This window comes from Herbiconiux solani NBRC 106740 (assembly GCF_001571005.1).
Taxonomy (GTDB): Bacteria; Actinomycetota; Actinomycetes; order Actinomycetales; family Microbacteriaceae; genus Herbiconiux; species Herbiconiux solani.
The window spans coordinates 151,383-165,672 of sequence record NZ_BCST01000007.1 but is presented as its reverse complement, the minus strand read 5'-3'; the positions used below and the strand labels follow the sequence as shown (position 1 = coordinate 165,672).

At 69.2% G+C, this 14,290-nt stretch carries 14 protein-coding genes; 1 reads left to right on the top strand and 13 read right to left on the bottom strand.

The genetic code is table 11. The features are described from left to right. The first annotated feature begins 93 nt into the window (after positions 1–93). The gene (locus tag HSO01S_RS14195; RefSeq protein WP_066042682.1) at positions 94–1,149 is read left to right on the top strand and encodes an AI-2E family transporter; all 1,056 of its coding nucleotides are present in this window, start codon (positions 94–96) and stop codon (positions 1,147–1,149) included. 68 nt (positions 1,150–1,217) lie between these two features. On the opposite strand, the gene HSO01S_RS14190 is transcribed toward HSO01S_RS14195, so the two are convergent. The 13 genes from HSO01S_RS14190 to pyrH all read right to left on the bottom strand — a co-directional run bounded on the left by HSO01S_RS14190 (position 1,218) and on the right by pyrH (position 14,218). Then, positions 1,218–1,937 carry an alpha/beta hydrolase gene (locus HSO01S_RS14190; RefSeq protein ID WP_066042679.1) on the bottom strand — a complete coding sequence of 240 codons (720 nt, stop codon included), beginning with the start codon at positions 1,935–1,937 and terminating at the stop codon, positions 1,218–1,220. A 2-nt stretch (positions 1,938–1,939) separates the two neighbouring features. Continuing rightward, positions 1,940–2,242, bottom strand: coding sequence for an Rv1322 family protein (locus tag HSO01S_RS14185; RefSeq protein ID WP_066042676.1), 303 nt, complete (start codon positions 2,240–2,242; stop codon positions 1,940–1,942). Between the two features lie 103 nt (positions 2,243–2,345). Next, on the bottom strand, positions 2,346–3,998 hold the full coding sequence (locus HSO01S_RS14180; protein WP_066042673.1) for a cation:proton antiporter: 1,653 nt from the start codon (positions 3,996–3,998) through the stop codon (positions 2,346–2,348). A 94-nt stretch (positions 3,999–4,092) separates the two neighbouring features. Continuing rightward, entirely contained in the window at positions 4,093–4,752 is a 660-nt protein-coding gene (locus tag HSO01S_RS19240) for an aggregation-promoting factor C-terminal-like domain-containing protein (RefSeq protein ID WP_174522995.1), read from the bottom strand. Next, positions 4,752–5,432 carry an aggregation-promoting factor C-terminal-like domain-containing protein gene (locus HSO01S_RS19235; RefSeq protein ID WP_066042667.1) on the bottom strand — a complete coding sequence of 227 codons (681 nt, stop codon included), beginning with the start codon at positions 5,430–5,432 and terminating at the stop codon, positions 4,752–4,754. The genes HSO01S_RS19240 and HSO01S_RS19235 overlap by 1 nt, the downstream gene beginning before the upstream one ends. Before the next feature lie 21 nt (positions 5,433–5,453). Continuing rightward, positions 5,454–7,178, bottom strand: a complete 1,725-nt coding sequence (locus HSO01S_RS14165; RefSeq protein WP_066042664.1) for an ABC transporter ATP-binding protein — start codon at positions 7,176–7,178, stop codon at positions 5,454–5,456. Beyond that, complete coding sequence (locus tag HSO01S_RS14160; RefSeq protein ID WP_066042662.1) at positions 7,175–8,212, bottom strand: ABC transporter permease; 1,038 nt, start codon at positions 8,210–8,212, stop codon at positions 7,175–7,177. The genes HSO01S_RS14165 and HSO01S_RS14160 overlap by 4 nt, the downstream gene beginning before the upstream one ends. A 2-nt stretch (positions 8,213–8,214) precedes the next feature. Continuing rightward, a complete protein-coding gene (locus HSO01S_RS14155) occupies positions 8,215–9,300 on the bottom strand; it encodes an ABC transporter permease (RefSeq protein ID WP_066042659.1) in 1,086 nt (361 codons plus the stop codon). Between the two features lie 98 nt (positions 9,301–9,398). After that, on the bottom strand, positions 9,399–11,027 hold the full coding sequence (locus HSO01S_RS14150) for an ABC transporter substrate-binding protein (protein ID WP_066042652.1): 1,629 nt from the start codon (positions 11,025–11,027) through the stop codon (positions 9,399–9,401). A 274-nt stretch (positions 11,028–11,301) separates the two neighbouring features. Continuing rightward, entirely contained in the window at positions 11,302–11,859 is a 558-nt protein-coding gene (locus HSO01S_RS14145) for a DivIVA domain-containing protein (protein ID WP_066042647.1), read from the bottom strand. A gap of 22 nt (positions 11,860–11,881) precedes the next feature. After that, positions 11,882–12,838, bottom strand: a complete 957-nt coding sequence (locus tag HSO01S_RS14140) for a phosphatidate cytidylyltransferase (protein ID WP_084361692.1) — start codon at positions 12,836–12,838, stop codon at positions 11,882–11,884. Positions 12,839–12,854: 16 nt separating this feature from the next. Beyond that, positions 12,855–13,409, bottom strand: a complete 555-nt coding sequence (gene frr, locus HSO01S_RS14135; protein ID WP_066042644.1) for a ribosome recycling factor — start codon at positions 13,407–13,409, stop codon at positions 12,855–12,857. 86 nt (positions 13,410–13,495) lie between these two features. Beyond that, a complete protein-coding gene (gene pyrH / locus HSO01S_RS14130; protein WP_066042641.1) occupies positions 13,496–14,218 on the bottom strand; it encodes a UMP kinase in 723 nt (240 codons plus the stop codon). Between the last annotated feature and the right edge of the window lie 72 nt (positions 14,219–14,290).

The window sequence follows — 14,290 nt, the reverse complement described above, 5'->3', positions numbered from 1 at the left end:
GCCGATCCCCCTGGAGTCGCGCACAGGCAACGTTCAGACGACCATAGGATTGACCAACGCCCCGCTCAGGACGCCGCACTCGAGGGAGACCCCGTGAAGATCCAGAACGCGTTCACGCTCGGCATCGTCGCGACACTCGGTGTCGGAGTGGGCATCGGCATCCTCGGTGCGGTGGCCTCGCTGGCGACGATCCTGACCTACATCGGCGTCGCGATCTTCATCGCCCTCGGGCTCGACCCGATCATCAGCTGGCTCGAGCGCAAGCACTGGCCGCGTTGGCTCGCGATCCTCACCGTGCTGGTCGCGGTCCTCGGCATCTTCACCGGCCTGGTGTTCGCGGTCGTGCCCATCATCGTCGAGCAGACCACCCAGCTGATCGGGATCATCCCGGATCTCGTCAACCGCGTGCTCGACCAGCAGTGGCGCGACACCGTCACCGAACAGCTCGGCGGTTTCCTCGACGTCAACGAGATCTACAACGCGGTGATCAGCTACTTCCAGGATGCGGGCAACGTCACCGCGCTCGCCGGCGGCGCCCTGCAGGTCGGCATCGGCATCGCGAGCGGCTTCTTCGGCGCGATCATCGTGCTCATCCTGACGCTGTACTTCACCGCGTCGCTGAACGGGATGAAGCGGGCGGTCTACCGCCTGGTGCCGGCCTCCAAGCGCGAGCGCTTCGCCGACCTCAGCGAGCAGGTGACGGGCGCGGTGGGGCGGTACGTCGTCGGGCAGATCAGCCTCGCGCTCTGCAACGGCATCCTGAGCTTCATCTTCCTGTCGATCATCCAGGCGCCGTTCTCGGCGGTGCTCGCCTTCCTCGCCGGGATGCTGTCCCTCATCCCGCTGGTCGGAACCATCTCCGGCTCGACGATCATCGTGCTGGTCTGCCTGATCCCGGGCCTCGGCTCACCACTGACCGCTCTGGTGGCTGCGATCTACTACATCGTCTACATGCAGGTCGAGGCCTATCTGCTCAGCCCGAAGATCATGAACCGCGCGGTGTCGGTGCCCGGGTCGATCGTCGTGATCGCGGCGCTCGCGGGCGGCACTCTGCTCGGTGTGCTCGGGGCGCTCGTGGCGATCCCGATCGCGGCGTCGATCCTGCTCATCATCAAGCAGGTCGTCATCCCCATCCAGAATGAACGGTGATCGCTGGAAGCGACGGTCCGGTGGACCGGCGCCGCGTCACCGTTCCGAGTGAGCTGCGCTCACTCGGGTCAGGTTTCGTAGGTCGTCGGCAGCGGGTAGGCCGCCGCGTTGACGCGGGCCACGATCTCGTTCAGCACCCGGCGGGTCTGCTGCTCCCCCACCCACAGGTGCTTGCCGCCCTCGACCTCGACGAAGTCGAGGCTCGGCACGCTCGCGAACCGGGCCCGCGCCTCGGCGGGCCGCAGGAAGTCGTCGAGCTCGGGTACCAGGGCCACGAGGCTCTTGCCGTTGCCCTCCCACGCCGCGACCTCGGCGTCGCTCGCCCGGTGCAGCGGCGGCGAGAGCAGGATGGCGCCATCGATCGGGTACTGCGCCCCGTAACGCAGCGCGAGCTCGGTGCCGAACGACCAGCCGACGAGCCACGGATGCGGCAGCCCCTGCTCGGCCACGAACTCCATCGCCGCCTGCACGTCGAACCGTTCCCCCTCGCCCTCGTCGAAGGCGCCCTCGCTCGTGCCGCGCGGCGACGACACCCCGCGCAGGTTGAACCGCAGCACCGCCAGGTCGGCGAGCGCCGGCAGCCGGGCCGCCGCCTTGCGGAAGATGTGCGAGTCCATGAACCCGCCGTGGGTGGGCAGCGGATGCAGGGTGACGAGCGTGGCCACCGGGTCACCCGAGAGCGGCGTCGCGAGCTCGCCCACCAGGGTCAGCCCGTCGGCCGTGTGCAGCTCGACGTCCTCACGGCGCGCGGGCAGCTCGGTACCGGAGCGGATCTCGATCGACGTCATGGTCAGGCTCCGATTCTCCAGCAGTGGGTGTGCCAGTGGCGGCGGGCGGCGAGGTCGCTCGCGTCGCCGAGCACGCCGTCGGCGCGCCAGGTCACAAGGTGCGCGGTGCCCTGGGCCACCGTGAGGCCGCAGCCCGGGCACGAGTAGTCCTTGACGGCGGACGCGGCTGAGACGGGCTGCACGTTCCAGTCGCCGCTCCGCCGGTGCTCGACCCGGCGCCAACCGGCCATCAGCCGGTCCAGGCCCGGATCGTCGTCCTCTCCGCCTCCGCCCGCGCGGCGGCGGGGTCGGTTGCTGCGGGGCATGCCGACAAGTCTACGAGCCGCCGGTCGGTGCGTGGCGGCCGGCAGCACCGCAGCTCGGCAGCCGAGCGCACAGCGACCCGCGCAGCCACCGTCGCTCCGCAGCTCAGTGCGTGTCCGAGCCGTCCATCTGCTGCAGCCGCGACTCCTCCTGGTCGAGCATCAGCTGCGCCCGTACCAGGATGCGCGAGCTGTACGCCCCGCGGCCACGGGCATCCAGGAGCGCGGTCCGCTCGGCTCTCAGCACCTCCAGCCGCAGCATGCGGTACTGGCGGTGCGGGGCGCTGCCCACCGCGCCCGGATCCCCGGTCTCCGCCGCGTGTGCCCGCTCCCAAGCGGATTCGCTCCGCAGGTCGGCGTCGCTCCTGACCCGGTCGACGACGCTCTCGTCGACCTCCTCGCCGCCCGGCAGGCTGAGCGACGGCACCTCGAGCACCTCGAGCCCCGCGACCCGCAGCTCGTCGACGAGGGTCGCGAACTCGGCATGGTCGGCCGACTCGTCGACGCCGCGGAGTCGCGTCATCCGGATGATCCAGGGCAGCGTGCCGCCCTGGCCGACCAGCGTGACGATCGAGACCGTGAACGCGATCAGGATGAGCTGGCTGCGGTACGGCGTCGACTCCGGCAGCGACTGGGCGGCCGCGACCGTGACCACGCCGCGCATCCCGGCCCAGGTCAGCACGAGGCCGCCACGCCAGCCGAGCGCTTCGGCGGCGTCCTGCCCCGAGGGGTCGCGCCGCCGGGCGCGGGCACGCTGGATCGTGAGCAGGGGGCCGACGAAGAGGAAACGGATGAGGAACAGCGCGGCGGCGGCCCCGATGCCGAGCAGCACCGCGCCGATCGCGTTGAGGTTGTCGTTCTCGGTGCTGCGGGTGATCGCGCCGAGGAAGATGTCCTTGAGCTCGAGGCCCATCAGGAGGAAGACGCCGTTCTCGAGCAGGAACTGGATCGTGCGCCAGTTCAGCCGCTCGCTGATCCGTGTCGACGCCGAGAAGTGCTGCGCCCCCATGTGCCCGGTGTAGAGGCCGGCGACGACGACGCTGAGAACTCCGGATGCTCCGACCGCCTCGGCGGGGATGTAGGCGATGAAGGGGATGACGAACGAGACGGCCGTGGTCAGCACCGGGTCGGTGAGCTTGGAACGGAAGAAGACGGTCACGAAGCCGACGACGATGCCGACCCCGATCGCGATGATCGACGAGTAGGCGAAGTCGATCGTCACTCCCCCGAACCCGCCGAGCGCGATGGTGCCCGCCGAGGCGGCGACCGCGGTGCGGAGGAGCACCAGCGCCGACGCGTCGTTCACGAGGCTCTCGCCCTCGAGCACGGCGATCAGCCGCGGCGGCAGGCCCAGCTTCTTGCCGATCGAGGTCGCGGCCACTGCATCCGTCGGGCTGATCACGGCGCCCAGCGCGATGGCGGCGGCGAGGTTGAGATCCGGCAGGATCATGAACAGCACGAACCCCGTGACGACGGCGCTCACGATCACGAGCAGCACCGACAACACCGAGATCGAGCCGAAGTTCTTACGGAAGTCGACCAGCGGCAGGTTGATCGCCGACGAGTAGAGCAGCGGCGGCAGCACCACGGCGAGGATGATCTCCGACGGCACGTGCACCGGCGGCACACCGGGGATGAGAGAGACCCCGATCCCGATCACGACCAGCACGATGGGGGTCGCGAGCCGCAGCTTCGGTGAGAGCGCCGAGACTCCGACGATGATGATCAGACAGACCACCGCGATGATCTCCGGCCTCATGCGCTCAGCCTACTGAACAGGCGTGGCGCGATCGCAGCGGAGCGCGCCGCAGGTCACGAACAGCGGATGCACGCCCGGTGGAGCGCCGAGCCGATCAGTACCAGCCGCGGTCCTCCGACGAGGCCCAGGCCTCGCACGGAGTGCCGTACACGCCCGCGATGTACTGCAGGCCCCAGTTGATCTGCACGTTCGGGTCGGACTCCCAGCCCGGCCCCATCTTCGAACCCGGCAGCGCCTGCGGGATGCCGTGGGCGCCCGAGGACGCGTTGTGGGCCTCGGGGTTCCAGCCGGACTCCCGGTTCCAGAGCGCGAGCAGGTAGTAGTAGTTCTGCTCGCCCCAGCCGTAGCCCATGACCGCCTGGTACGCGATGTCCTGCAGTGATCCGGCCTCCGGAGGCCCGGGTGTGGGCACCACGTTGGCGTTGCAGTCGGCCGGGGCCGCGGCGGTCTTGGCCGCAGCGGCCGACACCGGCACGGCGACCGGCTCGGGAGCGGGCGGCGGGGGCGGCGGGGCGGTGATCGTGTACCCGTCGCGCGACACGGACTGCGCGGCTCCCCCGCTGACCGCGAGGGACTGCACGCGGCCGTCGGTGGGCACGATGTTCGGCGCGAAGCTCTGGGAGGCGTTCGCCCCGACCGAGTGCGGGTCGACCGCGAACAGGAGCATGAACGCCACGGCGACGCCGAACGCCATCACCTGGAGCCCCGTGCGGACGACGGGGTTCGTGGAGGCGCGCGCGGTGGACATCTGCATCAGTACCAGTGGTTCGCGTCGGAGTGGGCGAGGGCCGCGACCGGGTCGCCGTAGCGGCCCTGGATGTAGTTGAGCCCCCAGGTGATCTGCGTCGCCGGGTTGGTCAGCCAGTCGTCGCCGACCGAGGCCATCTTCGAGCCGGGCAGGGCCTGCGGGATGCCGTAGGCGCAGCTCGACTTGTTGAGCGCGTTCACCCGCCATCCGGATTCCCGGCTCCACAGGGCGATCAGGGCGTCGTACTGCTCCCCGGTCCAGCCGCGCTGGGCGGCGAGGTCGAGGGCGACGGCTTGTGCTGTGGCGGCATCGGCGACCGCGGCCGACGGATCCGGGCATCCGGAGTCGGCGGCCTTCGCGGGCGTGGCCGCCTGGATGATGACCGGCTCGGGCTTCGGGGCCTCTTTCGCGGTGTAGCCGTCGCGGAAGACCGAAGCCGCGACCGATCCCGACACCTCGAGGCTCTGCGAGCCCACGGAACCCTGCGCGAAGCTGCCCTGGAACGTCGCCGACGCGGGCGGAGCACCGAGGTTCGGAGCGACCACCGTGACGAACGCGGTGGCGCCGACGGCCGCGAGACCCGCGAGCTGAAGTGTCGCCCGGCCGATGCGGGTGGTTCGCCGACCGACGCCCCTGGCCCGGGTTCGGGGGGCGGGGCGGGTGGAGACCTCGAGGTGCTTGGACACGATTCGACCGATTTTAGCCCATCAAGCCGGATTGTCTCCAGGTGAACTCTGCAGTTCGGCCAGAACCGTCCGGCGCGCGGCCTGCTCGACCGGATCAGGAACGGGCAGCGAGGCCAGCAGCCGGCGGGTGTACGGGTCTTTCGGATGGTCGAGGACATCGGCCCCCGTCCCCTCTTCGACGAGCTTGCCGTGGTACAGCACCGCGATCCGGTCGGCCAGCAGGTCGACGACCGCGAGGTCGTGACTGATGAACAGGGCGGCGAAGCCGAACTCGGCCTGCAGCTCGGCGAAGAGCTCGAGCACCCTCGCCTGCACCGAGACGTCGAGCGCCGAGGTCGGCTCGTCGGCGATCAGCAGCTTCGGTTCGAGCGCGAGACCGCGGGCGAGGCTGGCGCGCTGGCGCTGGCCACCACTCAGCTCGTGCGGGAACCGGTCGCCGTAGCTCTTGGGCAGCTGCACCGCCTCGAGCAGCTCGTCGACCCGCTTCCGGGCGTCCGCCGGCGAGGATGCGCGACCGTGGATGACGAGCGGTTCGGCCACCGCGTCCGCGATCGTGAGCAGCGGGTTGAAGCTCGCCGCCGGATCCTGGAACACGAACCCGATGTCGGCGCGGAGCGGCTTGAACTTCCGCTCGGAGAAGCCGACCATCTCGAAGTCGAGCACCCGCAGCGATCCGCCGGTGGCCCGGGTCAGGCCGCCGATGGCGCGGCCGATCGTGGTCTTGCCCGATCCGCTCTCGCCGACCAGGCCCAGCACCTCGCCGGGCTGGATGCGGAACGACACGTCGTCGACCGCGCGGAAGCCCTTCTGGCCGAGCCGCCCTGGGTACTCGATGACGAGGTTCTCGGCGACCACGACGGGCTTGTCGGTGCGGCCCTCGGCGGCGCGCGAGGCGATCCCCGCGTCGCGGAGGGCGAGACGCTCCGTGGTCTGGATGCGGCCCTGGCCGATCCGCGGCACGGCGTCGAGCAGCTGCTTCGTGTAAGGAGCCTGCGGGTTCGCGAAGAGGGTCTTCGCATCCGCCTCCTCCACGACCTTGCCCTGGTACATCACCGCGACGCGGTCGGCGAGGTCGGCGACCACGCCCATGTTGTGGGTGATCAGCACGATGGCCGTGCCGAACTCGTCGCGGAGCCGGCGCAGCAGCTCGAGGATCTCGGCCTGCACCGTGACGTCGAGGGCGGTCGTCGGCTCGTCCGCCACGATCAGGCCCGGGTTCAGCACGAGCGCCGAGGCGATCACGACGCGCTGCTTCTGGCCGCCGGAGAACTGGTGAGGGTAGTAGTTGACCCGCACCTCCGGGTCGGGGATGCCGACCTTGCGGAGGATCTCGATCGCCTCGCGCTTGGCCTCGGCGCGGGAGAGCTTGCGGTGGGCGCGGATGCCCTCCGCGATCTGCCAGCCGACCGTGTAGACGGGGTTGAGCGCGGTCGACGGCTCCTGGAAGACCATCGAGACGTCGGTGCCCCGCACCTCGCGGAGCTCTTTCTTCGACAGCGTGACGACATCCGACTCGCCCGTGCCGGCACGGTTCGTCAGCACGACGGCTCCACCCGTGGTCGCGGTGTCGGGCAGCAGACCGAGGATGGTCTTCGCGGTCACGGTCTTGCCGCTGCCGCTCTCACCCACGATCGCGAGCACCTCGCCGCGATTGACCGTGAGGCTCACCCCGTCGACCGCCTTGACGGCGCCGCCGTCGGTCGCGAACGAGATCGAGAGGTCGGTGATCTCCACCACGGGCTTCATGCGTTCTCCTCCAGGATGTCCTCGTCCGAGGGCAGCGTGCGGTCGACCGAGGTCTCCGACACCGCACCGGACTTGACCTTGACCCGCTTGCGGCCGCGCAGGCGCGGGTCGGCGAGGTCGTTCAGGCTCTCGCCGACGAGGGTGATGCCAAGCACCGAGAGCACGATCGCGAGCCCCGGGAAGAGCGCGGTCCACCAGATGCCGCTCGTGACGTCCGACAGCGCCTTGTTGAGGTCGTAGCCCCACTCGGCCGCGGCGGTCGGCTCGATGCCGAAGCCGAGGAAGCCGAGGCCCGCCAGGGTCAGGATCGCCTCGGACGAGTTGAGCGTGAAGATGATCGGCAGGGTGCGGGTCGCGTTGCGCAGCACGTGCCGGAACATGATCCGCGAGGTCGAGGCGCCGAGCATCTTGGCCGACTCCACGTAGGGCTCGGCCTTGATCCGGATCGTCTCGGCACGGATCACCCGGTAGTACTGCGGGATGAACACGACCGTGATCGACAGCGCCGCGGCGATGATCCCGCCCCAGAGGTTCGACTGGCCACCGCTGATCACGATCGAGAGCACGATCGCGAGCAGCAGCGACGGGAAGGCGTAGATGGCGTCGCCGATGACGACGAGCACCCGGTCGAGCCAGCCGCCGAGGTAACCCGAGACCAGGCCGAGCAGGATGCCGGCGATGATCGAGAAGACGACCGCGAAGACGATCACCATCACGGCCGTCTGCGCACCCCAGATCACCCGGGAGAACACGTCGTAGCCGCCGACGGTCGTGCCCATGATGTGCTGGGCGCTCGGCGGCTGCTGGGCTCCGAAGGCACCGGAGTCGTCGCGCAGCTGCGCGAAGCCGTAGGGCGCGATCACCGGGGCGAAGAGCGCGACCAGCAGGAAGAGGGCGGTGATGACCAGGCCGGTCACGAGCATCCCGCGCTGGAGTCCGACGCTCTGCCGGAGCTGCTTCAGCACCGGCAGGCGGCCGAGGAAGTTGCCCTTGACGGGCGGCAGGGAGGAGAGGGGGGCGGTGTCCGCACTCATGATCAGTACCTCACTCGCGGGTCGATGAGCGCCGCGATCACGTCGACGACGAAGTTCGTGACGGCGACGAAGACGGCGAGCAGGGCGACGATGCCCTGCACGGCCACGAAGTCGCGGGCCCCGAGGTAGGCGGCGAGCTGGAAGCCGAGCCCCTTCCACTCGAAGGTGGTCTCGGTCAGCACGGCCCCGCCGAGCAGCAATGCGATCTGCAGGCCGATGACCGTGATGATCGGGATGAGGGCGGGCTTGTAGGCGTGCTTCCGCACCAGCCTGAACTCGCTCACCCCGCGCGAGCGGGCGGCGTCGACGTAGTCGGTGCCGAGCGTGCCGATGACGTTGGTGCGCACCAGCCGGAGGAAGACCCCGGCGGTGAGGAGCCCGAGCGCGATGCCGGGCAGCACCGCGTGTGCGAGGACATCGCCGATCGCGGCCGGGCTGCCGAGCGAGATCGCGTCGATCAGGTAGATGCCCGTCTTGTTGGGCAGCGACTGCATGTTCAGCTCGGTGCGGGTCGACGCCCGGCCCGCGACGGGGAGCCACTGCAGCCAGACCGAGAAGATCAGCTTCAGCAGCAGACCGGCGAAGAACACCGGGGTGGCGTAGCAGAGGATGGCGAAGATGCGGAGCACCGCGTCCGGGAAGCGGTCGCGGAAGTAGGCCGCCAGCATCCCGAGCGGGATGCCGACGATGAAGGCGACGATGAGCGCGTAGAACGCGAGCTCGAGGGTGGCGCCGCCGTAGGTCACGAGCACCTCGGTGACCGGGCGGTTGTCGCTGATCGTGTTGCCGAAGTTGCCCGTGAAGACCTGGCCGAGGTACTCGAAGTACTGCACCAGCACCGGGCGGTCGTAGCCGGCGGCGTGGATGCGCTCGGCGAGCTGGTCGGCGGTGAGCCGCCCGCCCTGCGCCGCAGTGATCGGGTCGCCGATCGTGCGCATCAACAGGAACACCAGCGTGACCAGGATGAAGATGGTCGGGAAGATCAGGAGGAACCGGATGAGCAGGTAGCGGCCGAGGCCCCCGCCCGCGCTCTTGGGTTTCGGAGCGACCACCGACGGTGCGTCGGTCGGAAGCAGACTTGTCGTCATCGTTGCCTATCAGTCGGAGCCGTTCCGCACGAAGGGCGACCGGTGTCGACCGGCCGCCCCCGTGGGATGAACCGGGAGGAACCCGGCTCGGATGTGTTCTAGCCCTTGGTCAGCGGAGCGTAGCGGAACTTGAACGACGCGTCGAGGGTGATCCCGCTCACGTCGGTTCCGGCAACAGCCACCTGGGCGCCCTGCAGGTACGGCACCGTCGACAGGTCGGCGGCCACCTTGGCCTGGATCTCCTCGATCAGCGCGGTGCGGGCGGCCGGGTCGGCCGTCGACGCCTGCTGGAGGATCAGGTCGTTGACCTCAGGGTTGTCGTAGTGGTTCGCGAGGAAGTTCTCCTTGAGGAAGAACGGCGTCAGGTAGTTGTCCGCGTCCGAGTAGTCCGGGAACCAGCCGAGCTGGTAGGCCGGGTACAGGTCGGCGGTGCGGTCCTTCGCGTACTGGACCCACTCGGTCGACTGCAGGTTGACCGTGAACAGGCCCGAGGTCTCGAGCTGGCTCTTGATCAGCGCGTACTCGTCACCCGAGGAGGGGCCGTAGTGGTCGGGGCTGTACTGCAGGTTCAGCTCGATCGGCGTGGTGATGCCGGCAGCGGCGAGCGTCGACGTGGCCTTCTCGACCGAGGGGCCGCCCGAACCGTCGCCGTAGGTCTCCTTGAGCACCTCGGTGGCGCCGGTGAGGCCCGCGGGCACGAAGGAGTACAGCGGGGTGTAGGTGCCCTTGTAGACCTGGTCGGCGATCTCCTGGCGGTCGATCAGGTCGGCGACGGCCTGGCGGACGGCCGTGGCCTTGGCCGCATCCGCATCCGGGGTCGTGGCACCGAAGGGCTGGGTGTCGAAGTTGAAGGTGATGTAGCGGATCTCGCCGCCGGGGCCGTCGTAGACCTTCACCTTGTCGTTCGAGGACAGGTCGTCGACGTCGGTGGCCGAGAGGCTGCGGAACGCCACGTCGATGTTGCCCTCCTGCACGTCGAGCTTGAGGTTCGAGGAGTCGGCGTAGTACTTCGCGTTGATCGGCGACTCGGCGGGGGGCAGGACGCCCTTGTAGTCGGCGAAGGGCTCGTACGAGATCAGGTTGTTGAAGTCGTAGCTGGCGATCGTGTACTGGCCGGCGAAGGCCTTACCGGCGACGATGTCGGCGTCGGACGTGATCGAGTCGGCCGAGAAGACCTCTTCGTCGACGATCGGGCCGGCGGGGCTGGAGAGGATCTGCGGGAAGACCTGGTCGTCGGGGCTCTTCAGGTTGAAGACCACCGTGAGGTCGTCCGGCGCGTCGACGCTGTCGAGGTTGTAGAGCAGCGAGCTCGGGCCGTTCGGGTCGGCGATCGCGAGGTCGCGGTCGAAGCTGAACTTCACGTCCGAGGAGGTCAGAGCGTGGCCGTTCGCGAAGGTCAGGCCCTCCTTGAGCTTCACGGTGTACTCGGTGGGCGCGGTGAACTCGGCGCTCTCGGCGATGTCCGGCTCCACGTCCGGGCTGCCGTAGGGGGTGTTCATCAGGAAGGGGAACACCTGGTTCATCACGGCGAACGAGCCGTTGTCGTACGAGCCGGCCGGGTCGAGGGTGGTGACCTTGTCGGTGGTGCCGACGATGATCGCCTCGCCGGTGCTCGTCGAGGCGTCGTTCGAGCCACCGGCGGAGCAGCCGGCCAGCGCGAGCGTGAACACGGCGCTACCGGCGACGATCGCCAGAGTGCGCCGGGTGAATGGGGATGCGGACGTCATATCCGGATGACCTCTTCCTGATTGGTGCGAGGCGGGCAGGCGCCATTGCGCGCCCAGTCCGCGTGAGCTGTGGGTATAGCTAACACAACGAAGGGGCTTCTTCCCAAACGGGGGTGCCCGTCGGTGAGGTTTCTTTACGAGATCGAAACCTGGACGCACGAATTCGACACCGGTCGACGGTAATCCGCGCCCGATCGGAAGGATGTTGCGTGCTGCGTATGCAGGGTCCGGCCGTTGGCGTCGGCGCTGGCGTTCTTTGTCGCCGCGTTGCTCGCTAGCGGACCGCGAGCATGACGTCGACGACCGCGTCGAGCACCGCATCCACCTGGGCCTCGCTGTAACCGCCCCGGCGGGAGCGGAACACGACGGTGCGCACATCCGTCACCGTGACGTCGGCACCGGAGCGGAAGTACTCGATCAGGTACTGGGTGAACGCGTCGACGTCCTTCGGGTGGTAGCCGACGCGCAGGAAGCCCGCGCGAGCGAACTTCTGGCCGGCCGGCCGCTCCAGGCGGGCGAGGATCTCCCCCGCCCTCCGGCGTGCCTCGGCGTACCAGGCCTCGTCTCCGGCGGCCTGGTAGGCACGGTCGCGCTCACGCAGCGCGAAGGCGTCTTCGAGGCGCTCGAGGGCCGCGTCGACGGCCGGCGCGTAGTAGCCGCCCTTCTGCATCCCGAAGGCGGTGTTCCGCACCATCTCGCTGGTCAGGGCGTAGCCGCCCGTGGAGGCCAGCCGCTCGTCGTAGGCCAGCCGCGCCTTCGCGAGGAAGTCGTCGACCTCCTCGACGTCGTAGCCGAGCGTGGAGGTGCGGGTGCGGGGGAAAGGTGCGCTCACGGCTCTATTGTGCCATCCGCCCTCAGCTGGCGAAGATCACCCAGAGCACGTACGCGGCGGCGGCCGAGGGCAGGATCGAGTCGAGCCGGTCGAGGAAGCCGCCGTGGCCGGGGAGCCAGGTGCTCATGTCCTTGATGCCGATGTCGCGTTTGAGCAGCGATTCGCAGAGGTCGCCGACGGTCGCCGTGAAGGTGATTACCGCGCCGAAGATGAGGCCCACCCACCAGGGCTGGTGCAGGGCGAAGATCGCCAGGAGCACTCCCCCGATGAGCGCCGCGAGGGCGGCGCCGGCGAGCCCCTCCCAGGTCTTCTTGGGGCTGATCGTGGGGGCCATCGGATGCTTGCCGAAGTTGAGCCCGCTGGCGTACGCCCCGACATCCACCAGCACCACGGTGACGATGAAGGAGAGCACCCACCACTGGCCGCCGTCCTTGGCGACCAGGAAGACCGCGATGCTGCCGAGGAACGAGACGTAGACCTGCACGAAGGTGCCGGCCCCGATGTCCCGGAGGAGGGCACGGGCGGTCGGCCGAGGCCGGGAGACGGCCGCCTCGACCAGGCGCCAGAGCGCGACCAGCAGCATCCCACCGAGCGCCACCAGCCACTGGCCGGGCGCCCCCAGGTAGTAGGAGGCGGGCACCAGGGCCACGCCGGCGATCATGCTCGCGACCCGCGGCACGTGGATGCCCGCGTGCCGGAGGGCCGTCGCCAACTCGAGCGTGCCGAAGGCGACCAGCACGACCGCCAGCACCATGAAGATCTGCTTGAAGACCACCAGGCTCAGCACCATCACACCGGCGAGCACGACGCCGATCAGGATGGCGGAGACGAGATTGCGCCCGGAGCGCGCGGTGATCTTCTCGTTCGCCTCGTCGAACTGCTCTTTACGAGCACGGACCTGGGCCTGGATGTCGGCGCGCGAGAGCGGCCGCCCACGCCGGCTGGGCGGAGGGCCGGCGGGCCTCGGGTCGTCGCTCATGGATGGCCTGTCGAGGTCAGACCTCGAGGAGCTCGGCTTCCTTGCGCTTCAGGGCGTCGTCGATCGCGTCGATGTGCGCCTTGGTGACCTGCTCGAGCTCCTTCTCGCCGCGAGCCACGTCGTCGTCGCCGACCTCGCTCTTCAGGGCGTCGAGGTCGTCCTTCGCCTTGCGACGGATGTTGCGGACCGAGACCTTGCCGTCCTCCGCCTTCGTGCGGACGATCTTGACGTACTCCTTGCGGCGCTCCTCCGTCAGGTCGGGGAGGGTGACGCGCACGATGTTGCCGTCGTTGGTCGGGTTGGCGCCGAGGTTCGGCACGTCGCGGATGGCCTGCTCGATGTCGCGGAGCGCGCTCTTGTCGTAGGGCGTGACGATCAGGGTGCGCGCCTCCTGGTTCTGCAGCGAGGCGAGCTGCTCCAGGGGCGTCGGCGTCCCGTAGTACGGAACCATGATCTTCTGGAACAGGGCGGGGTTGGCCCGGCCCGTCCGCACCGACGAGAAGTCGTCCTTGGTCACCTCGACGGCCTTGTTCATCCGCTCGGTCGCATCGGTCAGTACATCCGCAATCACGGGCTACTCCTTCGGTGGATCAGTGTGGTCAATTCTAGTCAGTGCGCGTTTCCGGGCGCGTGACGGTGCGGTTTTTCCGGGCGAGTTCAGTGCGCGTTGGCGACCAGGGTGCCGATCCGCTCGCCGCGGATCGCCTTGGCCACGTTGCCGGCCGGCTCCATGCCGAACACGTGCATCGGCATCCCGTTGTCCATGCAGAGGCTGAACGCCGTCGAGTCGACGACCTTGAGGCCCTGAACGAGGGCGTCGTTGTAGGTGAGGCGGTCGAGCTTGACCGCACCCGGGTCGTGGCGCGGGTCGGCCGAGTAGACGCCGTCGACGCCGTTCTTCGCGACCAGCACCTCGTCGGCGTGGATCTCGAGGGCGCGCTGCGCGGAGACCGTGTCGGTCGAGAAGTAGGGCAGGCCCGCACCGGCGCCGAAGATCACGACGCGGCCCTTCTCGAGGTGCCGGATGGCGCGGCGCGGGATGTAGGGCTCGGCGACCTGGGTCATCGAGATGGCGGACTGGACGCGCGTCTCGGCGCCGGCCTGCTCGAGGAAGTCCTGCAGGGCCAGGGCGTTCATGACCGTGCCCAGCATGCCCATGTAGTCGGCGCGGCCACGGTCCATCCCGCGCTGGGAGAGCTCGGCTCCCCGGAAGAAGTTGCCTCCGCCGACGACGATCGCGACCTCGACCTCCTTGGCCGCCTCCGCGATCTCGCGAGCGAGGCCGCTGACCACGTCGGGGTTCACACCGAGGGCTCCGCCCCCGAACGCCTCACCGGAAAGTTTGAGAAGTACTCTGCGCTTGGCGACCGGCTCTGACATCCGTCGTGCATCCCTTCGTCGTGCCCTGGTTCAGGCTATCGTCCCCGGGCGCCGACCGCGTCCGGGCAGAGG

Coding starts and splice junctions, on each gene's coding strand:
- HSO01S_RS14190 (WP_066042679.1), bottom strand. CDS start 1,937: ATGACGTCGATCGAGATCCGCTCCGGTACCGAGCTGCCCGCGCGCCGT.
- HSO01S_RS14185 (WP_066042676.1), bottom strand. CDS start 2,242: ATGCCCCGCAGCAACCGACCCCGCCGCCGCGCGGGCGGAGGCGGAGAG.
- HSO01S_RS14180 (WP_066042673.1), bottom strand. CDS start 3,998: ATGAGGCCGGAGATCATCGCGGTGGTCTGTCTGATCATCATCGTCGGA.
- HSO01S_RS19240 (WP_174522995.1), bottom strand. CDS start 4,752: ATGCAGATGTCCACCGCGCGCGCCTCCACGAACCCCGTCGTCCGCACG.
- HSO01S_RS14165 (WP_066042664.1), bottom strand. CDS start 7,178: ATGAAGCCCGTGGTGGAGATCACCGACCTCTCGATCTCGTTCGCGACC.
- HSO01S_RS14160 (WP_066042662.1), bottom strand. CDS start 8,212: ATGAGTGCGGACACCGCCCCCCTCTCCTCCCTGCCGCCCGTCAAGGGC.
- HSO01S_RS14155 (WP_066042659.1), bottom strand. CDS start 9,300: ATGACGACAAGTCTGCTTCCGACCGACGCACCGTCGGTGGTCGCTCCG.
- HSO01S_RS14150 (WP_066042652.1), bottom strand. CDS start 11,027: ATGACGTCCGCATCCCCATTCACCCGGCGCACTCTGGCGATCGTCGCC.
- HSO01S_RS14140 (WP_084361692.1), bottom strand. CDS start 12,838: ATGAGCGACGACCCGAGGCCCGCCGGCCCTCCGCCCAGCCGGCGTGGG.
- pyrH (WP_066042641.1), bottom strand. CDS start 14,218: ATGTCAGAGCCGGTCGCCAAGCGCAGAGTACTTCTCAAACTTTCCGGT.